The 25972-nt window shown below is 60.6% G+C and carries 22 protein-coding genes and 1 pseudogene; 14 read left to right on the top strand and 9 right to left on the bottom strand.

The features are described 5' to 3' along the window. The first annotated feature begins 38 nt into the window (after positions 1-38). Together M5B99_RS03835 and tadA are read left to right on the top strand one after the other, a co-directional pair. A complete protein-coding gene (locus tag M5B99_RS03835; RefSeq protein ID WP_248802720.1) occupies positions 39-1415 on the top strand; it encodes a multicopper oxidase family protein in 1377 nt (458 codons plus the stop codon). After that, entirely contained in the window at positions 1415-1906 is a 492-nt protein-coding gene (gene tadA / locus M5B99_RS03830; protein WP_248802719.1) for a tRNA adenosine(34) deaminase TadA, read from the top strand. The genes M5B99_RS03835 and tadA overlap by 1 nt, the downstream gene beginning before the upstream one ends. Positions 1907-2055: 149 nt before the next feature. Here the strand turns inward: tadA and cmoB are convergent, their stop codons facing one another. From cmoB to lon, 5 genes are all read right to left on the bottom strand, one after another. Continuing rightward, positions 2056-3012 (bottom strand): tRNA 5-methoxyuridine(34)/uridine 5-oxyacetic acid(34) synthase CmoB, encoded by a 957-nt coding sequence (cmoB, locus tag M5B99_RS03825; protein ID WP_248802718.1) that lies wholly within the window; start codon positions 3010-3012, stop codon positions 2056-2058. Next, positions 3009-3785: a carboxy-S-adenosyl-L-methionine synthase CmoA gene (cmoA, locus tag M5B99_RS03820; protein ID WP_248802784.1), complete on the bottom strand. Its 777-nt coding sequence runs from the start codon at positions 3783-3785 to the stop codon at positions 3009-3011. Before cmoA ends, cmoB begins: the two co-directional genes overlap by 4 nt. A gap of 307 nt (positions 3786-4092) precedes the next feature. Further along, a complete protein-coding gene (locus M5B99_RS03815; protein ID WP_248802717.1) occupies positions 4093-4728 on the bottom strand; it encodes a lysoplasmalogenase in 636 nt (211 codons plus the stop codon). Position 4729: 1 nt separating this feature from the next. Next, positions 4730-5122: a protease inhibitor I42 family protein gene (locus M5B99_RS03810; protein ID WP_248802716.1), complete on the bottom strand. Its 393-nt coding sequence runs from the start codon at positions 5120-5122 to the stop codon at positions 4730-4732. Between the two features lie 854 nt (positions 5123-5976). Next, positions 5977-8409 (bottom strand): endopeptidase La, encoded by a 2433-nt coding sequence (lon, locus tag M5B99_RS03805; RefSeq protein ID WP_248802715.1) that lies wholly within the window; start codon positions 8407-8409, stop codon positions 5977-5979. 298 nt (positions 8410-8707) lie between these two features. Here lon and M5B99_RS03800 point away from each other — a divergent pair, with 298 nt between their 5' ends. The 8 genes from M5B99_RS03800 (at position 8708) to M5B99_RS03765 (ending at position 15975) form a co-directional block, all read left to right on the top strand. Further along, entirely contained in the window at positions 8708-9397 is a 690-nt protein-coding gene (locus tag M5B99_RS03800) for a methylamine utilization protein (protein ID WP_248802714.1), read from the top strand. After that, a complete protein-coding gene (locus M5B99_RS03795) occupies positions 9381-11738 on the top strand; it encodes a putative bifunctional diguanylate cyclase/phosphodiesterase (protein WP_248802713.1) in 2358 nt (785 codons plus the stop codon). The genes M5B99_RS03800 and M5B99_RS03795 overlap by 17 nt, the downstream gene beginning before the upstream one ends. 5 nt (positions 11739-11743) lie before the next feature. After that, positions 11744-12604, top strand: coding sequence for a DUF3034 family protein (locus M5B99_RS03790; RefSeq protein ID WP_248802712.1), 861 nt, complete (start codon positions 11744-11746; stop codon positions 12602-12604). Next, positions 12604-13026, top strand: coding sequence for a group I truncated hemoglobin (locus M5B99_RS03785; RefSeq protein WP_248802711.1), 423 nt, complete (start codon positions 12604-12606; stop codon positions 13024-13026). The genes M5B99_RS03790 and M5B99_RS03785 overlap by 1 nt, the downstream gene beginning before the upstream one ends. Before the next feature lie 488 nt (positions 13027-13514). Next, positions 13515-14117, top strand: coding sequence for a Pr6Pr family membrane protein (locus tag M5B99_RS03780; RefSeq protein WP_248802710.1), 603 nt, complete (start codon positions 13515-13517; stop codon positions 14115-14117). Positions 14118-14265: 148 nt separating this feature from the next. Continuing rightward, positions 14266-14919, top strand: coding sequence for a Pr6Pr family membrane protein (locus M5B99_RS03775; RefSeq protein WP_248802709.1), 654 nt, complete (start codon positions 14266-14268; stop codon positions 14917-14919). 166 nt (positions 14920-15085) lie between these two features. Continuing rightward, a complete protein-coding gene (locus tag M5B99_RS03770) occupies positions 15086-15316 on the top strand; it encodes a VF530 family DNA-binding protein (protein WP_248802708.1) in 231 nt (76 codons plus the stop codon). 17 nt (positions 15317-15333) lie between these two features. Next, positions 15334-15975 (top strand): Pr6Pr family membrane protein, encoded by a 642-nt coding sequence (locus M5B99_RS03765; protein ID WP_248802707.1) that lies wholly within the window; start codon positions 15334-15336, stop codon positions 15973-15975. 156 nt (positions 15976-16131) lie between these two features. On the opposite strand, the gene M5B99_RS03760 is transcribed toward M5B99_RS03765, so the two are convergent. Together M5B99_RS03760 and M5B99_RS03755 are read right to left on the bottom strand one after the other, a co-directional pair. Continuing rightward, on the bottom strand, positions 16132-16908 hold the full coding sequence (locus M5B99_RS03760; protein ID WP_248802706.1) for a siderophore-interacting protein: 777 nt from the start codon (positions 16906-16908) through the stop codon (positions 16132-16134). Next, complete coding sequence (locus M5B99_RS03755; protein WP_248802705.1) at positions 16905-17495, bottom strand: PadR family transcriptional regulator; 591 nt, start codon at positions 17493-17495, stop codon at positions 16905-16907. Before M5B99_RS03755 ends, M5B99_RS03760 begins: the two co-directional genes overlap by 4 nt. 233 nt (positions 17496-17728) lie before the next feature. Here M5B99_RS03755 and M5B99_RS03750 point away from each other — a divergent pair, with 233 nt between their 5' ends. Next, positions 17729-18250: a C40 family peptidase gene (locus M5B99_RS03750; RefSeq protein ID WP_248802704.1), complete on the top strand. Its 522-nt coding sequence runs from the start codon at positions 17729-17731 to the stop codon at positions 18248-18250. A 16-nt stretch (positions 18251-18266) separates the two neighbouring features. On the opposite strand, the gene M5B99_RS03745 is transcribed toward M5B99_RS03750, so the two are convergent. Further along, positions 18267-21368 carry a transglycosylase domain-containing protein gene (locus M5B99_RS03745; protein WP_248802703.1) on the bottom strand — a complete coding sequence of 1034 codons (3102 nt, stop codon included), beginning with the start codon at positions 21366-21368 and terminating at the stop codon, positions 18267-18269. Positions 21369-21514: 146 nt separating this feature from the next. Further along, positions 21515-22639, bottom strand: coding sequence for an OpgC family protein (locus M5B99_RS03740; RefSeq protein ID WP_248802783.1), 1125 nt, complete (start codon positions 22637-22639; stop codon positions 21515-21517). Between the two features lie 424 nt (positions 22640-23063). Here M5B99_RS03740 and M5B99_RS03735 point away from each other — a divergent pair, with 424 nt between their 5' ends. From M5B99_RS03735 to M5B99_RS03725, 3 genes and pseudogenes are all read left to right on the top strand, one after another. Next, positions 23064-23438: a GtrA family protein gene (locus tag M5B99_RS03735; RefSeq protein ID WP_248802702.1), complete on the top strand. Its 375-nt coding sequence runs from the start codon at positions 23064-23066 to the stop codon at positions 23436-23438. Further along, positions 23435-24407, top strand: a pseudogene (locus tag M5B99_RS03730) (glycosyltransferase family 2 protein). The gene M5B99_RS03735 and the pseudogene M5B99_RS03730 overlap by 4 nt, the downstream one beginning before the upstream one ends. Further along, entirely contained in the window at positions 24400-25965 is a 1566-nt protein-coding gene (locus M5B99_RS03725) for a glycosyltransferase family 39 protein (protein ID WP_248802701.1), read from the top strand. Before M5B99_RS03730 ends, M5B99_RS03725 begins: the two are co-directional and overlap by 8 nt. Positions 25966-25972: the final 7 nt, after the last annotated feature.

Raw genomic sequence — 25972 nt, 5'->3', positions numbered from 1 at the left:
TCCTGGCGTGCGGCTGAATTGGTGAGGTGGTTGCGTTCATGTCCTTTACCCGTCGACAGATACTCGGTGGACTGGCCGGTCTTGCAGTGGTGGGCGTTGGCGCCGGCGGTGCATCGCGTTACTGGTTGGGGAAAATGGCCGATGCCGATGCCGGCCATGACTATGAACTGATCGCCGCGCCCCTCGATGTCGAGCTGGTGGCCGGGCATCAAACCCCGGCCTGGGCTTTTGGTCCGTCGGCGCCGGGCACCGAGTTGCGGGTGCGCCAGGGCGAGTGGCTGCGGGTGCGCTTTATCAACCACCTGCCGGTGGCCACCACCATTCACTGGCACGGTATCCGCCTGCCGCTGGAAATGGACGGCGTGCCCTACGTATCGCAGTTGCCGGTGTTGCCCGGCGAATACTTCGACTACAAGTTCCGCGTCCCGGACGCCGGCAGCTACTGGTATCACCCCCACGTCAACAGCAGTGAAGAACTGGGGCGCGGCCTGGTCGGTCCGCTGATTGTCGAGGAACGTGAGCCCAGCGGTTTCCAGCACGAACGCACCTTGAGCCTGAAAAGCTGGCATGTCGATGAAGAGGGCGCCTTCGTGCCTTTCAGCATTCCCCGTGAAGCCGCGCGTGGCGGGACGGCAGGGCGCCTGTCGACCGTCAATGGCCTGTCGCAGGCGGTGGTCGACTTGCCGGCCGGGCAGATCACCCGGGTGCGCCTGCTCAACCTCGATAATACCCTGACCTATCGTCTCAACATCCCGGGTGTCGAAGCGCGGATCTATGCGCTGGATGGCAACCCGATCGAGCCGCGTCCGTTGGGCAAGGAATACTGGCTGGGGCCGGGGATGCGTATCTGCCTGGCGATCAAGGCGCCGCCGGCCGGCGAGGAGCTGTCCCTGCGCAATGGTCCGGTGCGCCTGGCGACCTTGCGTTCCGTGGCTGCCAGCGGCACACCGGCGGATTGGCCGGAGGCCTTGCCGGCCAATCCGCTGGCCGAGCCGGACCTGGCGAATGCCGAGAAGCTCAACTTCAATTTCGAATGGGTTGGCTCGGTTTCCGTGAACGTCGATAATGGCCGCCCGCCGAGCCTCTGGCAGATCAACGGCAAGGCCTGGGACATCACCGACAAGACCTGCGCCGACCGGCCCATCGCCAGACTGGTGAAGGGCAAGAGCTATATTTTCGAATTGAAGAACATGACCCAGTATCAGCACCCGATCCATTTGCACGGCATGAGCTTCAAGGTCATCGCCTCGAACCGCAAGGCGATCATGCCGTACTTCACCGACACCTACCTGCTGGGCAAGAACGAGCGGGCGCGGGTGGCTTTGGTCGCGGATAACCCGGGGGTGTGGATGTTTCATTGCCATGTGATCGATCATATGGAAACCGGCCTGATGGCCGCCATCGAGGTGGTCTGATGCGTCAGATACGGCCCGCGCCGATCATCGACCGCAGTCGTGACCAGGACTTCATGCGTGAAGCCCTGGCGCTGGCCGCCCAGGGCGCGCTGCTGGGCGAGGTGCCGGTGGGCGCGGTGCTGGTGCAGAACGGCGAGATCATCGGGCGGGGTTTCAATTGCCCGATCAGTGGCAGCGATCCGAGTGCCCATGCCGAGATGGTCGCCATCCGCGCCGCCGCCCGGGCGCTCGACAACTATCGGCTGCCGGGTAGCACGTTGTATGTGACCCTGGAGCCGTGCAGCATGTGTGCCGGGTTGATCGTGCATTCGCGGATTGCGCGGGTGGTCTATGGCGCGCTGGAGCCCAAGGCCGGGATCGTGCAGAGCCAGGGGCAGTTCTTTACCCAGGATTTTCTCAATCACCGGGTGTTGTTCGAGGGCGGCGTGTTGGCCGAGGAGTGCGGGGCGATTCTCAGCGAGTTCTTCAAGGCCCGCAGAAGCAAGTCCTGAGTAGGGTTGTTGTGGGTGCCTGTCTTGAGGGCCCTTTCGCGGGCAAGCTCCGCTCCCACATTAAGTTCTGAGTCGTACACAAAGCTTGCGTACGACTCTGTCCTTGTGGGAGCGGAGCTTGCCCGCGAAGAGGTCGGATCTGACACCGCCTACTTACGGGCGACCATCACCGCCCGCATCGGCGCCGGCAGCCCTTCGATGGTCTTGCTGTGATCCTGCGGATCGAGGAAGTCACTCAACGATTGGTATTTCATCCACTCGGTGCCGCGCTGTTCCTGCACCGTGGTCACGCTCACATCGACACAGCGCACATCGCTGAATCCGGCGCGGCGCAACCAGCGCTCCAGTGCCGGCACCGACGGCAGGAACCAGACATTGCGCATCTGCGCATAGCGGTCCTCCGGCATCAGCACCTGATGTTCGTCACCTTCCACCACCAGGGTTTCCAGCACCAGTTCGCCGCCCTTGACCAGGCAGTCCTTGAGCGCGAGCAAGTGCTCGATAGGCGAGCGCCGATGGTAGAACACGCCCATGGAAAACACCGTGTCGAAGCCCTCCAGCTCGGCCGGCAGGTCCTCGAAAGGGAAGGGTAGGTGCCAGGCCGACGGTGCTGACAAATAACGCTGCACCGCCTGGAACTGACAGAAGAACAGCCAGTTCGGATCGACGCCGATCACCGTGTCCGCGCCGGCCCCGAGCATGCGCCACATGTAGTAGCCGTTGCCGCAACCGACATCGAGAATGCGCTTGCTCTTGAGGTCCAGGTGTGGGGCGACCCGCGACCATTTCCAGTCCGAGCGCCATTCGGTGTCGACATGCACGCCGAACAGATCGAACGGGCCCTTGCGCCATGGGCACAAGCCCATCAGCGCCGTACGCATCTGCGCGCGGGTGGCGTCGTCGCAGTCAGTGTCCAGAGTCAGGCCATTGAGCAGATCGACTTGTGTCGGCTGGATCTTCGGCAGCGCATCGAGCGCACTCTGCCAGCGTTCCAGGTCGCCATGACCTTTTTCCATGCGGGCATCGAGTTGTGCTTGCAGGCCTTGGGCCCATTCGGCCAAAGGGCTGCCCGCCAGGCGGCGGGCGAGGGGGGACAGATCAATCATGGCAGGGCAATCAACGAGGCAAAGTTAAGGCATTGGAACCAGGTCACGACTTTCGAGAAACCCGCCGCCAGCAGGCGTTCGCGGTGTTCTTCGAGGCTGTCGGGTTTCATGACGTTTTCGATGGCGCTGCGTTTCTGGGCAATTTCCAGTTCGCTGTAGCCATTGGCGCGTTTGAAGGCGACGTGCAGGTCGGTGAGCAGCGCGTGTTCTTCGAGGTCATTGAAACGCAGTTTTTCCGAGAGGATCAGCGCGCCGCCGGGCAGCAGGGCCTGACGGATGCGCCCGAGCAAGGCCTGACGCTGTTCGGGGGCGATGAATTGCAGGGTGAAGTTCAGCGCCACCACCGAGGCCGGCTGGAATTCCAGGGCGAGGATATCGCCCTCGATCACCTCCACCGGCAGCAGCTCCTGGAACATCGAGTCCTGGCCGTTGAGGTACTGGCGGCAGCGTTCGACCATGGCCGCGGAGTTATCCACCGCAATCACCCGGCAACCGTCGCTGCGCACATGGCGGCGCAGTGCCTGGGTGACCGCGCCGAGGGAACTGCCCAGGTCGTAGAGCACGCTGTGGGGCTGGGCGAACTGTGCGGCCAGCACGCCGAGGTTCTCGACAATGGTTGGGTAGCCGGGTACCGAGCGCTTGATCATGTCCGGGAAGACCCGCACCACGTCTTCGTTGAAGGCGAAGTCCGGCACCTGGGCCAGGGGCTGGGCGAAAAGGCGATCGGGTTCTTTGCTCACGGCGGTTCCGGCGGATGCTGAAAAGGCCGGCATTTTAGCCAAGTTGGCGCCGCGATGCGCGCTTTGTCGGATAAAACGCCAAGGCTGGAGTAATGCCATTCAGTTAAGGAGATTTAACGCCGGGTGTGGTTTTGTGGCGAGCGGGCTTGCCCGCGCTCGGCTGCGAAGCAGTCGTAAAACCGGAGAACTCGGCCTATCAGACAGACCGAGATGACCGGTTTTAGGGCCGCTCCGCGCCCCAACGCGGGCAAGCCCGCTCGCCACAAGACCGCGCTCGCCTTAAAACTTTCTCTGCAGGACGCTATCAGGGGCGGGCAACCGTAGAAGCAACTGACCGCGTTCAGCGTGGCTTCTGGCTGAAGGCCGAGGCCGCGATGCCCCACTGTCCCAGCCAGTAGGCAATGATGATCAGGTAAGGCGCTGCGGCGAACTTGACCACGAAGCGATCGATGCCGATCAGGCCGTCGGAGAAGGCGAAGGTCAGCGCGCCAACGGTCGCCAACAGCGCGGAACGCTTGGGCACATCGGTGCCGAGGCGGGCCAGGGCGCGCCAGAGCATGGCGCTGATGGCCAGTGCATACACCGTGACCGGGATCAGCAGGTCGCCCAGGCCCTTGGACATCAGGATGCCGAGCAACCCGGCGCCGATCAGCAGGGCCAGTAACAAGGGCAGCAGCGCCAGCCGACGGCAGTCGCCCAGGTAGGCCTTGAGGTATGCGAGGTGCGCGACCAGGAAAGCACCCAGGCCGAACACAAACAGATCGCCCGGCCAGGCCAACAGCACATCCCCCAGTAGGGAAAAGATCAAACCCAGGCCGATCCAGCGGCGATACTCCGTCATCGGCGCATCGTGCAACCAACCGAGCAGGGCCAGCACCGGCACCGGCTTGGTCAGCAGGCACAGCATTGGCAGCTCGATACTCACGCCGTAGAGGAACGCGGCAGCCCCCATCAGGGCGAGGATCAGCCAGGGCATGTCAGTTCACCGTGATCGGACAGTCGAAGCTTTGTGCCGGTGTCGCTTCCGGCTCCCAGGGTTGCTGGTAGGTCAGGCGCAAGCGCCCGGTGCCGGCGGCGAAGGCCTGGAAGCGCCAGGTCGATTGCCCGCCGCTGCCCACCAGGCCGCTGTCGTCGGGGTTGTGGTAGACCTCCGGACCGAGACTTTTCAGCACGCCGCCCGCCGAGTCCTGGATGGCCCAGCGATAGCCGGTGGTGGGGTTGCTGGGCAGGCTGAGGATCATGTTCTGCCCGGTCTTGAGTTGCATCGGGCAGTCACTTTGTTTTTCCAGCGTCACGTTCTGGCGCGGTTGCTGGGCACAGGCGGCGAGCAAGGCGAGGCTTAACGGCAGCAGCAGGCGAGTCGGGGTCATAGTGTCTCCAGTTATTACAGCGATGACCGAGCATAACCTGTGGAGCTGGCGTTGCACTAATGCCTGGAGTTAGATGCTCTATTAAGTCGAACGCATACCTTGTGGGAGCGGAGCTTGCCCGCGAAGAGGGCCTTGAGGCCACTAAAAGCTTCGCGGGCAAGCACCGCTCCCACAACCTTTCGTCGAACACAAATCTTGCGTATGACGCGATCCTGTGGGAGCGGAGCTTGCCCGCGAAGGGGGTCTCCAGGCCACCAAAAGCTTCGCGGGAGATCCCCGCTCCCACAACCTTTCGTCGAACACAAATCTTGCGTATGACGTGATCCTGTGGGAGCGGAGCTTGCCCGCGAAGGGGATCTCCAGGCCACTAAAAGCTTCGCGGGCAAGCACCGCTCCCACAACCTTTCGTCGAACACAAATCTTGCGTATGACGTGATCCTGTGGGAGCGGAGCTTGCCCGCGAAGGGGATCTCCAGGCCACTAAAAGCTTCGCGGGCAAGCACCGCTCCCACAATCTTTCGTCGAACACAAATCTTGCGTATGACGTGATCCTGTGGGAGCGGAGCTTGCCCGCGAAGGGGATCTCCAGGCCACCAAAAGCTTCGCGGGCAAGCACCGCTCCCACAATCTTTCGTCGAACACAAATCTTGCGTATGACGCGATCCTGTGGGAGCGGAGCTTGCCCGCGAAGGGGATCTCCAGGCCACCAAAAGCTTCGCGGGAAATCCCCGCTCCCACAACCTTTCGTCGAACACAAATCTTGCGTATGACGCGATCCTGTGGGAGCGGAGCTTGCCCGCGAAGGGGATCTCCAGGCCACCAAAAGCTTCGCGGGAAATCCCCGCTCCCATTGTTTAGAACAGAATCTTCGCCGCATCCGAGAAACGTTTGGCGAAATGCACCGTGATGCCTTCCTTCAAGTAATCCGGCAACTCCTCGAAATGCCCACGGTTGGCTTCCGGCAAAATCAGCTCGAACAGCTTCTGCCGCCGCGCCGCAATCACCTTTTCGCGCACCCCGCCAATCGGCAGCACATGCCCGGTCAAGGTCAGTTCGCCGGTCATGGCCACCCCTTTTTTCGGCGGCTGGTTGCGCGCCAGGGACAGCAGCGCACTGGCCATGGTCACCCCGGCGCTGGGGCCGTCTTTCGGCGTCGCGCCTTCCGGCACATGCAGATGCACGAAGGCTTTATCGAAAAACTCCGGATCGCCACCAAACTGCTTCAGATGCGAGCTGACGTAGCTATAAGCGATCTCCGCTGATTCCTTCATCACCTCACCCAACTGCCCGGTGAGCTTGAAGCCGCGGTTGAGCGTATGGATGCGGGTCGCCTCGATCGGCAAGGTGGCGCCACCCATGCTGGTCCAGGCCAGGCCGGTAATCACTCCGACCCCGGAGAGCACCTGCTCATTACGGAACACCGGCATGCCCAGCGAGGCTTCGAGATCCTTGTTGCCGATCTTGATCGGCGTGTCCGGCGCATCCAGCAACTTGACCACGGCCTTGCGCACCAATTTACCCAGCTGTTTCTCCAACTGACGGACCCCGGCTTCCCGGGCGTAACCGTCGATCACCGCACGCAAGGCACCGTCGCTGATGCTCAGGCGGTTTTTGTTGACGCCGGCCTTTTCCAACTGCTTGGGCCACAGATGGCGCTTGGCGATGGCGAGTTTTTCCTCGGTGATATAGCCCGACAGGCGAATCACTTCCATCCGGTCCAGCAACGGTCCAGGGATCGAGTCCAGGGTGTTGGCGGTGCAGATGAACAGCACTTTCGACAGGTCCAGGCGCAGGTCCAGGTAGTGATCGAGGAAATCCACGTTCTGTTCCGGGTCGAGGGTTTCCAGCAGCGCCGATGCCGGGTCGCCCTGGAAGCTCTGGCCCATCTTGTCGATCTCGTCGAGCATGATCACCGGGTTCATCACCTCGACCTCTTTCAAGGCCTGCACCAGCTTACCCGGCTGGGCGCCGATGTAGGTGCGGCGGTGGCCCTTGATCTCCGCCTCGTCACGCATGCCGCCGACGCTGAAGCGATAGAACGGCCGCCCGAGGGATTCGGCGATGGATTTGCCGACGCTGGTCTTGCCCACGCCCGGCGGCCCCACCAGCAGCACGATGGAACCACTGATCTCGCCCTTGTAGGCGCCGACCGCGAGGAACTCGAGGATGCGGGCCTTGATGTCATCCAAGCCGGCATGATGCTGGTCGAGCACCTTGCGCGCGTGCTTGAGGTCGAGCTTGTCTTCGCCATAGACGCCCCAGGGCAGGGCGGTAGCCCACTCCAGGTAATTGCGGGTAACCGCGTATTCCGGCGAGCCGGTCTCGAGGATCGACAGCTTGTTCATTTCCTCGCTGATGCGCTTTTGCGCCTGGGCCGGCAGGACCTTGCCCTGCAAGCGCTGTTCGAACTGTTCGATATCGGCGCTGCGGTCGTCCTTGGTAAGACCCAGCTCCTGCTGGATGACCTTGAGCTGCTCCTTGAGAAAGAACTCGCGCTGGTGCTCGCCGATCTTGCGATTCACCTCGGCGGAGATTTCCTTTTGCAGCCGCGCGACTTCAACTTCCTTGCGCAGCATCGGCAGGACTTTTTCCATACGCTTGAGCATCGGCACGCAGTCGAGCACTTCCTGCAGTTCGTTGCCGGTGGCTGAAGTGAGGGCGGCGGCGAAGTCGGTCAGCGGCGACGGATCGTTGGGGCTGAAGCGGTTGAGATAATTCTTCAGCTCTTCGCTGTACAGCGGATTGAGCGGCAACAGCTCCTTGATCGCATTGATCAGGGCCATGCCGTAGGCCTTGACCTCGTCGGTCGGAACGCTCGGCTGGTGCGGGTATTCGACTTCCACCAGGTACGGCGGGCGATGGTGCTTGAGCCAGGTACGAATGCGCACCCGGGTCAGGCCCTGGGCGACAAACTGCAATTTTCCGCCTTCGCGACTGGCGTGGTGGACCTTCACCAGGGTGCCGTACTCGGGCAGCGCCTTGGTGTCGAAATGACGGGTGTCTTCGCTGGGCGTGTCCATGAAGAACAGCGCCAGGGAGTGGTGATCGGACTTGCTCACCAGTTCCAGGGTTTCGGCCCAGGGTTCTTCATTGACAATGACCGGCAGCACTTGGGCCGGGAAGAACGGGCGGTTGTGGATCGGGATGATATAGACCTTGTCCGGCAGGTTCTGCCCGGGCAGTGCCAGGCTGGTGCCGGCGGCACTCGCGACGTGGACATCGTCAGCGGCGTGTTCGGTGTCGGCCTCTGGGGTCGGATGTTCAGGGAATTCCTGCTGCTCGCTCATGGGGCACCTGCACAGTGATGTATGCCAGTTAGATGGGGCGAGCCGCCGCCCGTTTCAATGGCCGAGGGGTATAGCTTTGCCAAAGTCGGCCGATAGTTGATCAAAGAGTGTTGTACAGAAGCATTTTTTATGTAGAGGTTTTGCCGGGCTGACGGTTATTCGTCAGCTTTGCCGGAGTAGTGGCTAATAGCCCTATTTACCGCGTGCGCTTCTCTGCAACCCCCGGTAACCTGCATTCGCGGAGCGCTTTCACGCCAAGGTCGGCCCCCGCGATCACCCACTTATGAGTAGTTGCTGCATGGCCCGCCCAACCTCGTTGATTGGATTGTTGCTACTTGTTGCATGCCTGCTGTCGAGTGGCCTGAGCGTCGCCGCCGGTTTCCAGGCCGAGATCGTCGATCAGGACGGCAGGCCCTTGCCGAATGCGGTCTTGACCTTAAAGGGCGACTCGCCGCCGCCGGCCTTCAGCCTCAAGGCCGACATGGACCAACGCGACAAACAGTACGACCCTCATGTGCTGGCGGTGCATACCGGCACCCAGATCCGCTTTCCCAACAGCGACAATATCCGCCATCAGGTTTATTCCTTCTCAGCGCCCAAGCGCTTCGAGCTGCGCCTGTACGAAGGCACGCCATCGGACCCGGTGTTGTTCGACAAACCGGGTATCGTGGTGCTGGGTTGCAACATCCATGACTGGATGCTTGGCTATGTCTATGTGACCGACGATCCCTGGTTCGCGGTCAGTGATAAAAAGGGCTTGATCCATTTCGACAAACTGCCGGCCGGCCGCTATCACGTTACGCTCTGGCATCCCCAGGTGGCCGACGTGCTGCCGCAGCCAGGGGGCGAAATCGGTGTGTCCGCCACGGACCTGAAGCAACGTTTCAGTCTGTCGATCCAACCCCTGTCGCCGGACGAACCCACGGCGCCGGCTCCGAGTGCTTTCGGCGATGCCTTCAATAAAGCTGTCAGTGAAACTGCGAAGTAGCTTTCAGGCGCGGGTCGCCTGCGTCCTGATCCTGCTGTTGCTGGTGGTGATCGGCGCGCTGTATTTCAGCGTCAAGGCGGCCACCAACAGCGCGATCCGCAGCCAGGCCAGTGAGCAATTGCAGCTCGGTACCCGGGTCTTCGAACGTTTGCTGGATGTTCAGGGCCGGCGCCTGAGCGATGGCGTGCAACTGTTGGCGGCGGATTTCGGCTTTCGCGATGCGGTGGCCAGCGGCGACTCGGCGACCATCCGTTCGGTGCTGATCAACCACGGCAAGCGCATCAATGCCAGTGACATGATTCTTTTGAGCATGGACGGCAAGGTCCTCGCCAGCACTTTGGACGAGGCGCCCGAAGGCTCGCAGTTCCGCTATGACCAGGCTCTGCGCGAAGCACGGCGGGCCAGGCAATCGACCTTGATCGTGCCGCTGCAGGGCCTGCCGCACCTGTTGGTAGAGGCACCGGTGCTGGCGCCGTTGCCGATCGCCCGGGTGGTGATGGGCTTCTCCATGGATACCGCATTTGCCCGCGAGCTGCGTTCGTTGAGCAACCTGGAAGTGTCGTTCCTGGCCGTCGACATGCAGCAGCCGGGGCAACTGGTGAGCACCCAGCCGCCGGCCATGGCACAAAGCATCGAGCACCTGATGCTCGCCAACGCCACGAAACACATACAGGAGCTGACCGAATACGAGCAGCACAGCTTCCTGAGCAAGACGCTGATGCTGGCCAGCACGGCCGACGAAAATGACAACCAGGTCATCGCCTTGCTGCAAAGTCCTCTGGATGCGGCGATGCAAGCGTTCGCGCCGCTCGACCAGAATATCCTGCTGATCGCCCTGATCTCGCTCGTGGCGTCCCTGGCCGGAGCCCTGTTGCTGGCGCGCAGTGTTTCGCAGCCGGTGCGGGCGCTGGCCCAGGCGGCGGAGCGGATCGGCCAGGGTGACTACCAGACCCCGGTGCCGCTCAAGCGCAGCGATGAACTGGGACTCCTGGCCACAGCCTTCAATTCCATGCAAAGCGGCATTGCCGAGCGCGAGCAGCAACTGGCGCACAATGCCTTGCATGACCGGCTGACCGGCCTGCCCAACCGGGCGCTGGCCATGGAGCGCCTGGGCAGTGCGATCAGCGCCGGGCGCCCGGTGGCCCTGGTTTACCTGGAAATCGACAACCTGCGGGCGATCGGCGAAGCCGGCGGCCCCGACGCGGTGGACCTGATGCTGCAACAGGTCGGCCAGTGCTTGCTTGGGGCCTTGCGTGCCGGCGATACCGTGGCGCACCTGATCGGCAGCGAGTTCCTGCTGCTGTTGCAGGGCACCGCCAGCGACGGCGCGGTCGCCACCGCGGACAAGCTCCAGCAACTGTTGCTCAAGCCCCAGCGGATTGCCGGGCATGACGTGGCCCTGGATTGTCGGATGGGGATTGCCGCCTTTCCGGGGGATGGCCTGTCCGCGGAGGAGCTGCTCAGCCGCGCCACCATTGCCATGAAAGGTGCCGAGCAGATGCCGGGCCGCATCCAGATTTACGAACAGGGGCGTGACCTCGCGCATCGCCGCCAGGTCACCCTGATTCGTGACTTGCGCCATGCCGCCGCCAACGGCGAGCTGCTGCTGCATTACCAGCCCAAGCTGGATATCCGCGAGGGGCGGGTGCGTCAGGCCGAAGCTCTGCTGCGTTGGCAGCACCCGCAGTTCGGCATGGTCTCGCCGGCGGAGTTCATCGTTCTGGCCGAACGTACCGGCAGCATCCAGATCCTCACCCAATGGGTGATCGAGGAGGGCGTGCGCCAGTTGTCGGAGTGGAACCAGCGCGGCCTGCGCCTGCAATTGTCGTTGAATATTTCGGCAGAGGACCTGCTCGGCCCCGACCTGACCGACCGGGTCTCGGCGTTGCTCAAGCAATATCGGCTGCCGGCCGAACAATTGATTTTCGAGATCACCGAAAGCGCCGTGATGCGCGAGCCCGAGCAGGCCTTGAAGGTTCTGCACCGGTTGCGCGACTGCGGCATCAGCCTGTCGGTGGATGACTTCGGGACCGGTTACTCGTCGCTGGCGCACCTCAAGCGCTTGCCGGTGCAGGAGCTGAAGATCGACCAGTCCTTTGTCCGCGACCTGGATGAAACCAGCGAGGATGCGGTGATCGTCCGCTCGACCATCGAAATGAGCCACAACCTGGGACTGAAGGTGGTTGCCGAGGGCGTCGAGTATGCACACAGTCTGCGTTTGCTGGAGCGCTGGCAGTGCGACACCGCCCAGGGTTACCTGATCAGTCGCCCGTTGACCGCGGCGGCGTTCGAGGCCTGGCTGGCCTTACCTTTGGGGTCACCGTCGGTTATGGTTCATTGACTGTCATGCAGCCTTTATCGCTCTTGCTCTGCGGCCTGGCCTGTCTGGGCGCGCAAGCGGTCCTGGCCGATAACGGCCGTTTGATTGCCACAGGCGGGGCCGGCAGCCTCGAAGGCCCGGCGGGCGGCGGTATCACGCCCTGGGCGGTGCTGAGCGGATATGGCGAACAGAACGAGTGGAGCGCCACCGCCTTCGCCACCACGGTCAATGTCCCGGATTATCGGCTCGATGTGGCCGGGGTCGCGGCATCCTACGACAACCGTGTGGAGGTGTCCTTTGCCCGCCAGCGCTTCGACCTGGGCTCGCTGGTCAGCAAGCTGAGCTTGCCGGAGGATCACTTGGGGCAGGACATCCTCGGCCTGAAGGTGCGCCTGTTCGGTGACGTGATCTACGACCGTTTGCCCCAGGTGTCCCTGGGTCTTGAGTACAAGCACCAGACCAACTTCGAGATTCCGCAACTGGTGGGCGCCAAGCGTGACCAGGACGTCGAAGGCTACCTGACTGCCAGTCGCCTGTTCATGGGCGCGGCCTTCGGTTACAACCTGCTGGTCAATGCCGGCGTGCGCTACAGCCGGGCCAACGAGCTGGGGCTGATGGGCTTCGGCGGTGATCGGCGCGATACCCGCCGCCTGCTCAAGGAAGGCTCGGTGGCGGTGCTGTTCAACCCACGCTGGGCCATGGGGGTGGAATACCGGCAGAAGCCGGACAACCTGTCATTTTCTGGTGAGAGCGATTGGGCTGACCTGTTTGTCGGCTACTTCCCCAACAAGCATGTGTCCTTTGTTCTGGCATACGCCCGGCTGGGTGAAATCGCGACCCTGGATAACCAGAACGGCACCTATCTGTCCGTGCAGGGGAGTTTCTGATGTGGGGGCTGAAACTGCTGATGGCCATTGTCCTGCTGGCCGGCTGCGCCCAACAGCCGCCCAAGGACGACAGGCTCTATCGTGATCTGGGCGAGCGTGCGGGGATTACCCGGATTGTCGAAGGCATGCTGCTGAACATTGCCCACGACCCACGGATCGTCGAGCGTTTTCGCAAGATCGATATCCAGCGTTTGCGCGACAAGTTGGTCGAGCTGTTCTGCGTGGAGGCGGGTGGGCCTTGCGTCTATAGCGGCGACACCATGGCCGAGAGCCACAAGGGCCAGAACGTCAGCCGCAGTGATTTCAATGCGCTGGTGGAGGACCTGATCGCGGCGATGGATACCCAGGGCATCCCGGTGCCGGTGCAGAATCGCTTGATTGCGCGGTTGGCGCCGATGCGCGGCGAGGTGATTCAGCACTAGGTTGAATTGTTGCGCTTTGATGTCGTCCCTGTGGGCGCGGTTGGCCGAGGGGGTAGCGGCTTCTGGCCGCTTCGCGGGCAAGCTCCGCTCCCACAGCATTTGCGTCGAGCCTGGAGGGTGTGCACGACACAAATCCAATGTGGGAGCGGAGCTTGCCCGCGAAGGCGTCCGCCCAGGCACCGCCAAACTTGTGGGTATGCTATCGCGCGCTGATTCAATGCCGAATCCACCAAGCCTTCGCCAACTCGATCAGGTGCCACACCCTATCGTCTATAGCGTTTTTGTCCAAAACGCGGGACACCGCCATTTATCAGAACTGCCATTTCTGACAATAAAGCCTTGTACCGCGTCCTTCTGGATTCATACTCAACGGGCACGGTGTTTTATCGACGGCTTAGCCTATTGGGTGCTTTGGAATCACAGAGGTTGCGATGGTCGGGGCCAAGGTGATGAGCGATAGGAGGGTAGTGAGGCCAGGCTGGCGTGGGATGGCCCTGAAGGGCGCGGCACTTCTGGGATGGGCGACATTGGGCATCCAGTTCTACCAGAACTGCCAGGCTGCGGGGAGCCTGTTGGGTGGACTGGATGTCTTCTTCAGTTATTTCACGGTGCTGAGCAATATCCTGGAGGCCCTGGTGCTGACCTGCGCGGTGACATCAGGGGATTCGACGGCGCGCCGTTTCTTTCTCTTGCCCTCGGTTCAGGGCGGCACGCTGGTCAGCGTTGTGCTGGTTGCGGCGGTGTACAACCTGTTGTTGCGTGTTCCCTGGAGCACCCAGGAGTTCCAGTGGGTACCCGATGAGTTGATGCACGACGTGATGCCCGTGCTGTTTTTGCTCTACTGGTGGTTCTATGTGACCAAGGGGCTTTTGCAATGGCGGTATGTGCGGCCCTGGGTGATTTATCTGCTGGTCTACTTCGTTTGCATCCTGGTGCGCGGACGTCTGACCGATTCCTACCCTTATCCCTTTATCGAAGTGGGAGCGCTCGGTTATTCCCGGGCATTTATCAATGCCGGGGCGGTACTGCTGGGATTCGTGTGGGTGTCACTGGCCGTGATTGCCGTGGATCGCTGGCGCGGCCAGCGTTGAGGGGCTACCGCTGGTCAGAACTGTCATTTCTGACAGTAGAGTCTTGTCCCGCATTCTTCTAGGGTTTTGTTCAACAGACACCCTGTTCATGAGTACCCAATCGATTGGGGCTTTGCCGTCGCAGGTGCCGCGTAGCCAGGAGCCGGTCATGAGCGACGAGATGGTGTTAACGCAAAGCGGGGGTGGCATTGCCGTGAAGATTGCGGCGGTGCTGGGATGGTTTGCCTTGATCCTCCAGCTCTATCTGATCCTGACTTCGCGCTGGCAGGCCGGGAAAAGCCTGTTGGGTGGGGTGGATATCTTTTTCAGCTATTTCACGGTGCTGACCAATATCCTCGTGGCGCTGGTGCTGACCTGTGCGGCGACCTCGGGGGATTCGGCGCTTCGGCGTTTCTTTCTCAAACCCGCGGTCCAGGGCGGCGTGGCCGCCGCCATTGTGCTGGTGGGGCTGGCGTACAGCCTGCTGCTGCGCAATACCTGGAACCCCCAGGGCCTGCAGTGGCTGGCCGATGAATTACTGCACGACGTGATGCCGCTGCTGTTTGTGATCTATTGGTGGTTCTGCGTGCCCAAGGGCACCTTGCAATGGCGGGATATCTGGCCGTGGCTGCTCTATCCGCTGATCTATTTCATTTATGCCCTGGTGCGTGGCTACTTTGTCGGCTCCTATCCCTATCCCTTTATCGAAGTGGACAAACTGGGTTATCCACAGGTGTTTATCAATGCGCTGATGGTGCTGGTGACCTTTGTGGTCATATCACTGGTGCTGATTGCGGTGGATCGGTGGAAAGGCAAGCGCTGATCGGCTGAGCATGCCGGTACCTGCATACTGTTGGATGGCAAACTCAGAGTGGTCCTACACTTATTCCAGACACTGGACGGTTTGTCTTCGCCCGTGGCTCTTCCCCCCGCCCCAAGGCTCGGCTAAGGTGCGCGGCTTCTTCCATTTCCTGACCTGAAGGCCTGGCATGACGGCATCGAACCACAACCCTTTGCATGGCGTGACCCTGGAGCAGATTCTCAATGCCCTGGTGGCCCATTACGAATGGCAAGGGTTGGCGCAACGCATCGATATCCGTTGCTTCAAGAGTGATCCGAGCATCAAGTCGAGCCTGACTTTCCTGCGCAAGACCCCTTGGGCACGGGAGAAGGTCGAGGCTCTCTATATCAAGCTGGCGCGTACCAAGCGCGAACTGTGAGCACGGGGCGCCGCGCTGTGGAAAACGCTGTGGGCTGGCGTCGGACCCTGTTGCTGGGGGCTGCGTCGCTGGGCTGGGGCGGGTTGGCGATCCAGCTTTATCTGCTGCTGGTTTTTCGCTGGCAGGTGGAGGCCAGCCTGATCGGCGGGTTGGTGACCTTCTTCAGTTTTTTCACCGTGCTGACCAATACCCTGGCGGCGACGGTGCTGACGTGTGCAGTGACCACGCGGGACTCGGCGGGCAGGCGCTGGTTGCTCAAGCCGTCGGTGCAGACCGGCGTGACGGCGAGCATCGTGGTGGTCGGGTTGGCCTACAACCTGCTACTGCGCCATCTGTGGCATCCCCAAGGGTTTCAATGGTTGGCCGATGAGTTACTGCATGACGTGATGCCGCTGCTGTTCGTGGTCTATTGGTGGTGTTGCGTGAAGAAGGGCACCTTGCGCCTGTGGGATGGGTTGCCCTGGGCGATCTACCCCGTGGTCTATTTCGCCTATGTGCTGTTGCGCGGGCATTTGATCGGGGTGTACCCGTATCCCTTTTTCGATGTGGACAAGCTGGGTTATCCACAGGTGTTTATCAATGCCGGGCAGATTTTGCTGGGGTTTATGTTGGTGTCGGGGCTGTTGATTGTGCTGGGTCGTTGGCGGGGCGGCAGGTAGGTCGGCAGCGTCTGTACTGACGCCTTCGCGGGCAAGCTCCGCTCCCACAGTCTTGTGTCATTCACCAATCTTGCATACGACACAGCATTAATTGTGGGAGCGGAGCTTGCCCGCGAAGAGGCCCTTGAGCTTTGCATCAACCTCTCTGCTGTCTGATCAGTCTTCGGCGCTGTCCAGCTTCCAGTAGCCGACCGCTTTGAGAAACTCCTCGTTCAAACCATGGCTGCCCAATAACACCTTGCGGATCTTGCGTGACAACGCCGCTTCGGTCGCCACCCAGGCATACAGGCGGCCTTCGGGGAGGCTCAGTTGTTCGACGGTGCGCAGCAGATCCTGCTCCGGCATATCGCGCCGCACCCAGGTCACCTCGACCTGCGCCGGACTCCGCAACGCCTGCTGCTCCCCGGCATTTTCCACCTCGATCACCACCCGTGCCCGCCGATTGGCCGCCAGGCCTTCCAGGCGTCGGGCAATGGCGGGCAGCGCGGTTTCGTCGCCGATCAGCAGGTAGCTGTCGAAGATATCCGGCACTACCATCGAGCCCCGCGGGCCGCCGATAGTGAGGAACTGACCGGGCGCGGCCTGGGCCGCCCAGGTCGCGGCGGGGCCGTCGCCATGGAGGACGAAGTCGATATCCAGTTCCGCGCTTTCCAGGTCATAACGCCGTGGGGTGTAGTCACGCATGGCCGGCAGCGGGCCGTTGTCCTTGGCCCCCAGTGTCATGGTTTCCAGGGCGGCCTGTTCGGCGGCGTTCTGTGGGAAGAACACTTTTACATGGTCGTCCGTGCCCAGGCTGATAAAGCCCGCCAGTTCCGGCCCGCCCAGGGTGATGCGGCGCATGCGCGGAGTGAGGTCGACGACCCGCAACACCTCCAGGCGGCGACGCTTGATTTCGTGCATGACGCGATGAATCCCTTGTGTAACCGCATTCATAGCGGTTTCTCCTGAACGGAAGGGGGAGTCCCCGGCCCATCGACGATGGCCTTGGCGGTGTTGTTCAGCAGATCACGAACCCGAAGGATTTCTTCCGGGCTCCAGCGGCCGTGATGCAATTGCAGCGCGTGGCGCAGATTGTGCACCGCCTCGTGGATTTCCGGCGGCCGTTCATGGCCGCGCAGTGAGCGCTTGCTGACATCGATACGCATGCGTACGCCATCAAGGGCCACGGCCTGTTCGGCCAGGGACTGACGTCCGGCGTCGGTCACGCTGTAGCGCTTTTTCCCGGCGGCGGCATCGCCAAGGATCATTTCGCTTTCTTCGAGGAAGGTCAGGGTCGGGTAGATCACCCCGGGACTCGGGCTATAGGCACCGTCGAACATGCCTTCGATCTGGCGGATCAGGTCGTAGCCGTGGCAGGGCTGTTCGGCAATCAGCGCCAGCAGCAGCAGCTTCAGGTCACCGGGGGCGAAGACCCGGGGGCCGCGTCCGCCGCGTTCACGACCGGGGCGGCGTTCGAAACCGTCATGGCCATCGCCGAATTCGCGGGGGTGGTGACGCAGGTGGGGATGTTCCTCTCTCATTTCTCTTTCTCCTGCCTGGTTAAGATATACCTTAAGATATATCTTAAGCGTGCAGCAAGAAAAAGTGACGAACGGACACCCAGCCCATTTGGGCTCATGCACCTTTCAATGCTCGGGTTGGTTTTCTGTATTGACTTAGAGTTTTTCCCTACATCAATTGAGGAAAAGCACTCTAAGCAAGGCCGGGACTGCTCTTTACCATGCCGCCTTGTGTCAAAAAGGCGGGACTTATCATGTCCAGTTTCTTGTTCGGAGCGCTGCTGTGGGTGTCGCCGGGCCTGTTCCTCTCGGCCCATGCCGCCCTCGATGTGGCAAAACCCGGTTCATCGGTCAAGGTGGTCCAGGGCATGCGGCCCAAGGCCAAGCCGGTGCCCATCGACAACGTCGTCGGACGGGCTCATCAACTGATCGGAACGCCCTACCGGTGGGGCGGGATGTCGGTCAATGGCTTCGATTGCAGCGGTTTGCTGGTCTACCTCTTTCAGCAGGAGGCCGATATCAAGTTGCCGCGGACCACCGTCGCCATGCGCCGCTCCAATGCCAAGACCATCGAGCGGAAAAACCTCAAGCCCGGTGATGCGGTGTTCTTCCGGCGCAATGGGCAAAGCACCGTCAATCACGTCGGGCTCTATGTCGGCGGGGGCAAATTCATTCACTCGCCGCGCAGCGGCAAGACGGTACGCATCGACTCGCTGAGCAACAGCTACTGGAAAAAGAGCTACACCCTCGCCAAGCGTTTTCATACGACCCGCTGAGGTATTTCTCCTGTTGTCAGTGCGTTTGCGCGACCTTCTGCGCGGTGCACAAGGTGTTGCTGCCCGGTTGCAGATAAGGTGTCAGGATCGGCGCCATACCCTTGAGCACTTGCACCGGCAAGGCCGAGGTGAACTTGAAGGACTCGGCCGAGCGTCCCGGTACGAACGCGGTCAGGGTCCCGAAGTGATGGTCGCCGATGTAGAACACAAAGGTCGCCGTGCGGTTGATCGACTTCGAGCTCAGGACCCGTCCACCGGCCCCGATCGCTTCGATGCGGTTGTCGCCGGTACCGGTTTTCCCGCCCATGGCCAGCGGTGTGCCGTCCGGCTGTTTGAAACTGCCGGAGACCCGCCGCGCGGTGCCTGCATCCACCACTTGTGACAACGCTTCGCGCAGGGCCGTGGCGACTTCCGACGGCATCACCCGTTTGCCTTTGCTCGGGTCGTTGACCAGGCGGGTTTCGTAGGGCGTATCGGCGGCGAAGTGCAGGCTGTCGATGCGCAGGGTCGGCATGCGCACGCCGTCGTTGAGGATGATCCCCACCAGTTCGGCGAGGGCTGCCGGCCGGTCGCCGGAACTGCCGATGGCGGTGGCCAGCGACGGCACCAGGTGATCGAAGGGGTAACCGACCTGTTGCCAGCGCTGATGGATATCGAGGAAGGCTTCGATCTCCAGCATGACCCGGATCCGGCTGTCGCGGGCGCTCTTGTGCTTGCTCTTGAACAACCAGCCGTAGACTTCCTGACGTTCGAATTCACTGGCGGCCACCGCCTGGCTGAAATGTGCCTGGGGGTTGTTCAGCAGGTAGCCGAGCAGCCACAGGTCCAGCGGGTGGACCTTGGCGATGAAACCCTGGTCGGGCAGGTCGAAGGTCCCCGGCCCGTAGGTCTTGTAGAGCTTGGCCAGGCGTTCGTCGGTGACTTTCTCGGTTTTCAGGTGGGCCCGGACAAAGGCATTGAAGGCCGCTTGCGGGGCATCCGGCAGCAGGTAGCGGTGCACGGCGGCGAGGCGAATCGGCGTCGGGTGCATGCCGTCGAGGAAGGTGTCCAGGCGTTCCTGGGACGTTTTGTTCTGGTACTTCTTCCAGAAGCGCAGCATGAAGGCCGTGCCCTCGTGGTCGGCGAAGCGGGCCAGGTATTCCTGGCGGCGCGGTTCGCTGTCGTCCTTGAGCAATTCGGCGCTGTTGTTCGGGCCCTGGTAGGTGCTGTAGCGCACCAGGTCGCGCATCAGGCGGATAAACGGCAGGTTGATCGACTCGCGCAGGGCTTCGCGCAAGGTCGGGCTGCGGCCGTTGTCTTCCTTGCGGAAGTTGTGGAAGTGGTGCAGGCCGCCACCGGTGAAGAAGCTTTCGCCGGGGTTGGCCGAGTATTGCCGGTTGAGGGCCGCGTCGAGCATTTGCGGCAAGGAGCGGTCGCTGTTTTGCGCCAGGTAGTCCACGGCCCAGCGGGTGATCGGGTCCTGGGCATCATTCGCCACTTTTTTCAGTTCGGCGGGTGACTGGTTGCCATAACGGTCGCGCAGTTCGGAAATGATCTGCAGGTAGCTGGTCAGCACCCGCAGTTTCGCGGTGGAACCCAGTTCGAGCTTGCTGCCTTCGTTGATGTCGAAGGGTTGGTCGGTGCTGTCGGTCTGGACCCGTACCCGTGCGCTGTCGGGGGTGAGTTCGAAGAGGGTGAAGCTGTAGCGTACCTGTTGCGTGCTGGTGGGGGTCAGCAAATGTTCGCCCAACAGGCCCAGGGATTTGGCGAACTCCGGGTCGGCCAGGCGCTTGAGGTAGTCGCTGGCCTGGCTTTGCAGGTCCGACTGCAAGGTACTGGTGGCCGAGAGGTCGAGGCGGTCGAGGTCGTAGAGCGGGCGGTCGAGCATGGCCGCCAGGCGGCTGCGGGCCACGCTGATGCCCTTGTTCGACTCCACTGGCTGGATCGTCGGCTCTTGTTGCCAGTCGCGGTAGGTCACCTTGCTGGCCAGTGCCGCGGCGGCCAGGGGGCCGTCGATTACCGCGTTCTGAGCCAGCAGGCGGATATGACTGTCGGTCAGTTCGGCCAGTTCGTCACGGCCACGGGCCAGGTAATGGGAGGGTCGGCGTTGGGCGATCATCAGTGATAGCACTTCACGCAAGGCCAGTCCACGCTGGGACAGGCTCAGCGGGTCGCTGGCCACGCTGTTCAGGCGGGCGTTGACCTGGGCGAAGTCGGCGCCGTACCAGACCCGCAGGCCTTCCGCCATGCCATGCACTTCGCCATGCCCGGGCACGGCAGACAGCGGCACGCTGTTGAGGTAGTCGCGTACCACGTTCTTGCGTGCTTCCAGGGTCTGTGGCCCGCCCTGATAGGCGCGCACGCTGGCGGAAATCATCTGCCGGATCTTTTCGCCGCCGGAGAGGGTCAGGCCGTCCGGCGAGTGCCGGTATTTTTCCAATTGGGTGGCCAGGGTACTGCCGCCGGCGGCCTGGCCGCCGATATGCAGCACCTTGGCAATCTGTGACAGCACCGCCTTGCCGAAGCGTGGCCAGTCCACCGCCGGGTTGGCCTCGGGCTGTTTCGGGTCGAGCAGGTCACGGTTTTCGATAAACAGCAGGCTGTTGACCACCAGCGGCGGGATGGCTTCGAAGCTCGGATACAGTTGTTGCGGGTAGTCGTAGTGGTAGACATCGCCCCCGCGACAATCGGTGATCGATAGCCCGGCCTGGATTTTCTCCTTATATGGCACGAAGAAGCCTTCCTGGCTGTAGTCCAGCAGCGCCGGGGAGAAGCGCGTCTGGGCTTCGACCATGTAGTTGCGTTTCAGCAGGCGTGGCAGGAATTCGCCGAGGGCACTGTAGCCCAGGCGTTTGTCGAAAGGTCCGTCGCCGGGATAGAGTATCGAGTCACTGGGGCCGGGTTCCAGCGAATAGCCGAGGTCGGCGGCGAGACGGCTGAACTCGCGCGCCTGGATCTTGGAACTGCGCATTTCCCGCGAGGCGGCAAACCCCAGCAACCCCAGGGCAATCAGCAGCACGAGCCAAAACAGCCGCCACCACAGCCTGCGCTTACGCGGTTTTTTCGGTAAAGGCGCTTCATCCTCCCTGTTGGCTGGCGCCACAGTGTTGCTCGAATCGGATTGCCATAAAGCGCCCATAGTCGATTCATCCATTCACGCAGATTGATCGCACTTGCCTGAAGCTTAGACGTTGCTTGGGGTCAGCGAAAAATATGTGAAGTGGGTCAGGTTTTCTGGCAGGTCATCAGCCCAGGCGTGAGCGCCGCAATGCCCCGTCGTCCTTATCAGGCGATCGCTACTTGCGTGGGCCGCTGCAGTTGCTTGTTGAACGCCAGCCAGCCCGCTAGCGTCGCCATCAGCAGCACCCCCAGCAATGCGCTGAACATCCGCACCGGCAAACCATCCCCGGCCTGGGCATTGAGCATGTCCGCCAGCGGCGCCAGCAGCACGCCGAAGCAGAACACCTCCAGCGAGTAACGGCCCATCCGGCAACCTTGCCGGGCCAGCCAGTGATCCAGCCAGCGTCCATCGGGCAACAGCTTTGACAGCACATAGGCCAGCGCCAGGAAATGCAGCAGGCGTGCCGGCGACAGGTTGGTCTTGCTGATCGGGTAGAGCCATTCGCTCAGTAGCTCGGGCATGAAGGCGTCGTGCACCTGCGGCCATTTCCACGACAGGGCGATCACCGCGCAGGCCAGCAGGTAGACCGCACAGGCCACGAACAGCGGTTGGCGTGGCAACGGGCGGAGTTCCTGGCGCTTTTCTCGCTGTCCATGGATCGCCGCCGCGCCACCGAGCACGAACAACAATTGCCAGGCCATGGGGTTGAAGAACCATACGCCGCCCTCCTGGGCGGCCAGGTTCCACTGGAACCAGGGTGCCAGCAGGTACAGCAGCACCGACAGGCCGACCACGTATTCGGCCTTGTGCAGCAGCATCGGCAGGATCAGCGGCAAACCGAGCAGCAGCAGGATATACAGCGGCAGGGGATCCATCAGGTTGGGTTTGAAGCGCAATAGCAGTTCGTCCACCAGCGCCTGCTGTGGATGGGTAAGGAAATACTGCAAGCCCATTTCCTGTATCAGGTCACGGGTTTCCACCTGGCTGTTGGCAAAGAACACGATGCCCATCAGCAGCGCCAGCAGGAAGATGTGCACCACATAAAGTACCCAGGCCCGGCGCAGGATATGCACGCTGGCGACCAGAAAACCGTCACGGCGGGCGATCTTGCCGTAGGCCAGGATCGCCGCGTAGCCGGCGAGAAAGACAAAGATCTCCGCCGCGTCGCTGAAACCGAAATTGCGCACGGTGAAATGGGCGAGCGGGTTCTGCGGCACGTGATCCCAGAAAATGAAGATCAGCGCTACCCCCCGGAAAAAATCGATGCGAAGGTCGCGTCCGTTGGATATCACGGGAAAACTCTTGGGCGAATGTTGAATAGGGCTGTTGTGGCTGTAAGAAATTGAACGTCGCACGACAGCGGCGTGCAGGTTGGCGTGAATGGGCGGGAATTGCAAAAGCGGGGTATTACTGAATGTCACCGCTTTGTGCTGGGGGGGCCTGCTACCGTTTGCCGAGGCGCGGATGACATAGCATCTGAGATTCCTGTCAGCGGTACCTTTCAGGTAGACGGCGCAGGGCTGAAAGTGTTCCACCGAGTGCCCGGGTCAGACTGAGGAACTGGTCTGTACCTGTTATTTCTGACAGTAGACAGGTCTGTTGGCGCGGCCTAGTGTTGAGATCTCACTACGCTGGTGTTTCGTTGTACGTGGAAGCGCTCCCCGGTTGGTACTGGGGGGATTTCTTTTCGGCTGCGGAATTCAGGACATGGCCGTGTGTGTGTTATTCAAGCATTTTTCGACCTACGTTTATATCGGCGCTCTTAATACGTTGATCCACTGGGGTGTCTTCCTGACGCTGCACGGTATCATGTCGGTTCGTCAGGTCGTCAGTAATGTCTGCGCCTTTGTCGTGGCAGTCACATTTTCTTTTTATGCCAACTCGCGATATAACTTCAAACGCGCCGCATCATGGCCGCGCTATCTGTCCTTTATTGGCTTCATGGCTTCTTTGAGTTTTATAATCGGCTGGCTCGGGGACGGGTTGGCCTGGCCCAGTGTTGTGACACTGTTCGTTTTTTCAGGTGTCAGTCTGGTGGTGGGTTACTTTTATTCCCGTTACGTGGTCTTTCGGGGGAAGGCGACGTGAAAATTTCTTTGGTCGTTCCGGTGTTCAATGAAGAGCAAGCCATTGAGCTATTTTATCGGACCGTCAGGCAAGAACCTGGATTACGTAATTATCAGGTCGAGATTGTTTTTATCAATGACGGCAGTGCTGATGGCACGGAAGGGATCGCTCGTGCATTGGCGCTGATTGATGATGATGTGATAGTGATCAATTTTTCGCGAAACTTCGGCAAAGAACCGGCGTTGTTTGCCGGCCTTGAGTTTGCCAGTGGTGAGGCGATCAATTCCTATTGATGTCGACTTGCAGGACCCGATTGAGGTCGTTCCAAGGTTGATTGCCGAATGGCAAAACGGAGCAGATGTGGTGCTGGCCAAACGTCGAAGTCGTTCGGCGGACAGCTATCTGAAACGGAAGTTTGCGGGCCTTTTTTATCACCTGCTGAATAGAATTGCGTACCCCCATATAGAAGAAAATGTGGGCGATTTTCGCCTGTTGGACCGAAAAGTGGTGGATGTGATCAAGGTGTTGCCGGAGCAGCAGTTGTTCATGAAGGGGGTGCTGTCGTGGGCCGGTTTCACGGTCAGCATTATTGAATACGATCGGGCCTCCCGTGCCGGTGGGCGGAGCAAGTTCAATGCCTGGAAATTATGGAATTTGGCGCTCGACGGAGTCACTTCGTTCAGTACCCTGCCGTTACGCCTGTGGAGTTACATCGGCGGTGGGATTTCATTGTTGGCGCTGCTGTATGCCGGGTATATGGTCGTGGATAAAATGTTGTTTGGTAACGCGGTGCCGGGGTATCCGTCGCTGATGACAGCCGTCCTGTTTTTAGGTGGAGTGCAACTGATCGGGATCGGGGTGTTGGGAGAGTATGTGGGACGGATTTATATGGAGGCCAAGCATCGGCCCAGGTATGTGGTAAAGGATATTGTTTCTACCTCGCGGGGAAAAGGACTGTCGTCGATCCGGGAGTGGGAGCGTCATGAATGACAGTGAGTCGACTGCCGTGACCGTCCCGCGTTCACGCGTCGTAGGGACGTGGATTGTCGCGATTATCGGCCTGTCGATGGGGGTGCGCTTTTACTTGTTGACCCACGCCTCCATATGGTCCGACGAGGGTTTTAGCCTGGAGTTGATTACCTATCCGCTTGCTGATATCTGGACGTTAACTGGCCGAGATGTGCATCCGCCGCTTTTTTATATACTTCTGCATGGGCTGGTTGCGCTGACCGGTAGCGAGGCGTTGATTTGGACGAGAGGATTCAGCGCCTTGGTTGGCGTTGTAAATGTTGGGCTTGGTATCTGGCTGGCGCGGATGGTTTCAACACCGCGGGCGGCAATAACGGCTGGCTTGTTACTGGCGTTATTGCCTATCGCGGTTCGATACAGCCAGGATGTGCGCATGTATGCGCTGATGGGGGCTGAACTGACAGGTGCCACCATTGCGTTAGTGTACTGGGTGCTCAGGCCGCAAAAAATCAGCTATCTGGTCGTTTATGCTTTATTGATGCTGAGTGGGCTTTATACACACTATTTTTCGATTTTCTGCGTGCTTTCCCACTGGGTGTATCTGCTGTTGATCCGTCTGCCGAGTTATGGGGGGCATCGGTACATAGGGAACCCCCGGTGGTGGCTGACGAACTTGATGATTGCCTTGCTTTACTTACCATGGTTGTCGGTTGTTTTCAAACAGCTGGAGACTTTTGGAGTGGGCTGGATTCAACCGGTTTCCAGCTATAGCTTGCCCTCGGCGCTGTGGCGATTCTTGACCGTTAACGATGGACGTGGCAGTAATGTGTTTGTTTATTGGTTGGTGCCGATCTTGTATCTGCTGGCCGGGAGTGTCGTGTGGTGGCAAGATGGTAGTCGATATGCCGTACAGACGCTGATTGTCATATGCGGTTTTTTGACGGTGTTTGTCGTTTTTTTATTTTCCTTCTATATTCCTGTTTTTGTGGAACGGTACTTGTTTTTTTCAGCGGTGATGATGCCTCTTCTTGTCGCGATAGCCCTGGATAAATTGAGTCGTAAATGGGTGTTTGCCATGGCGCTCTGCGTGTTGTCAGTCGTAGAGGCTTCAGGCATCAGTCATGTGTATAGCCAGCAACATACAATGAATAACCCTTACCGGGTGACTGACGATAGATTGGCTGAGCTGATGGCGTATTTTAACGTCAAGTCAGTGAGCGGTGATGTATTGGTCGTGAGTGATGCCTATTTGTTTTATGCGGGACATTTTTACAACGACAAACAGCGGAAGCTGCTGTTGTATTTTTCGCCGTTACAAGGCCGTCGGCCAATCATTTCAGGATTTTTCGCCCCCATGATGAAATATGGTAATGACACTTATGTTGCGTCACTCGACCGTCTTGAAACGGCAACAGGTCGAGTATGGTGGCTTGACTACGTCTATAAGAAGCCGGGTGACGAGGTTGATCTTCCCCGCCGCTGGCATCTGATCGAACAAACATTGATGGGCGATAATGTTCTGGGTGTGTATGAGATCTGCGGGCGTGTGTCAGCAGATAACCCTGCCAAGTGTGAGTGAAGGCGCC

This window comes from Pseudomonas sp. MWU13-2100, assembly GCF_023242365.1.
Taxonomy (GTDB): domain Bacteria; phylum Pseudomonadota; class Gammaproteobacteria; order Pseudomonadales; family Pseudomonadaceae; genus Aquipseudomonas.
Note: the sequence above shows the minus strand (reverse complement) of the source record. Positions and strands in the feature narration are given on the sequence as shown.

What these genes read in the sequence shown, in the direction of transcription:
- M5B99_RS03750 (WP_248802704.1), top strand. Translation starts at nt 17,729, where the DNA reads ATGTCCAGTTTCTTGTTCGGAGCGCTGCTGTGGGTGTCGCCGGGCCTG.
- M5B99_RS03785 (WP_248802711.1), top strand. Translation starts at nt 12,604, where the DNA reads ATGTGGGGGCTGAAACTGCTGATGGCCATTGTCCTGCTGGCCGGCTGC.
- M5B99_RS03725 (WP_248802701.1), top strand. Translation starts at nt 24,400, where the DNA reads ATGAATGACAGTGAGTCGACTGCCGTGACCGTCCCGCGTTCACGCGTC.
- M5B99_RS03790 (WP_248802712.1), top strand. Translation starts at nt 11,744, where the DNA reads ATGCAGCCTTTATCGCTCTTGCTCTGCGGCCTGGCCTGTCTGGGCGCG.
- M5B99_RS03770 (WP_248802708.1), top strand. Translation starts at nt 15,086, where the DNA reads ATGACGGCATCGAACCACAACCCTTTGCATGGCGTGACCCTGGAGCAG.
- lon (WP_248802715.1), bottom strand. Translation starts at nt 8,409, where the DNA reads ATGAGCGAGCAGCAGGAATTCCCTGAACATCCGACCCCAGAGGCCGAC.
- cmoB (WP_248802718.1), bottom strand. Translation starts at nt 3,012, where the DNA reads ATGATTGATCTGTCCCCCCTCGCCCGCCGCCTGGCGGGCAGCCCTTTG.
- M5B99_RS03780 (WP_248802710.1), top strand. Translation starts at nt 13,515, where the DNA reads ATGGCCCTGAAGGGCGCGGCACTTCTGGGATGGGCGACATTGGGCATC.
- M5B99_RS03810 (WP_248802716.1), bottom strand. Translation starts at nt 5,122, where the DNA reads ATGACCCCGACTCGCCTGCTGCTGCCGTTAAGCCTCGCCTTGCTCGCC.
- M5B99_RS03835 (WP_248802720.1), top strand. Translation starts at nt 39, where the DNA reads ATGTCCTTTACCCGTCGACAGATACTCGGTGGACTGGCCGGTCTTGCA.
- M5B99_RS03755 (WP_248802705.1), bottom strand. Translation starts at nt 17,495, where the DNA reads ATGAGAGAGGAACATCCCCACCTGCGTCACCACCCCCGCGAATTCGGC.
- M5B99_RS03775 (WP_248802709.1), top strand. Translation starts at nt 14,266, where the DNA reads ATGAGCGACGAGATGGTGTTAACGCAAAGCGGGGGTGGCATTGCCGTG.
- M5B99_RS03800 (WP_248802714.1), top strand. Translation starts at nt 8,708, where the DNA reads ATGGCCCGCCCAACCTCGTTGATTGGATTGTTGCTACTTGTTGCATGC.
- M5B99_RS03815 (WP_248802717.1), bottom strand. Translation starts at nt 4,728, where the DNA reads ATGCCCTGGCTGATCCTCGCCCTGATGGGGGCTGCCGCGTTCCTCTAC.
- tadA (WP_248802719.1), top strand. Translation starts at nt 1,415, where the DNA reads ATGCGTCAGATACGGCCCGCGCCGATCATCGACCGCAGTCGTGACCAG.
- M5B99_RS03760 (WP_248802706.1), bottom strand. Translation starts at nt 16,908, where the DNA reads ATGAATGCGGTTACACAAGGGATTCATCGCGTCATGCACGAAATCAAG.
- M5B99_RS03745 (WP_248802703.1), bottom strand. Translation starts at nt 21,368, where the DNA reads ATGGGCGCTTTATGGCAATCCGATTCGAGCAACACTGTGGCGCCAGCC.
- cmoA (WP_248802784.1), bottom strand. Translation starts at nt 3,785, where the DNA reads ATGCCGGCCTTTTCAGCATCCGCCGGAACCGCCGTGAGCAAAGAACCC.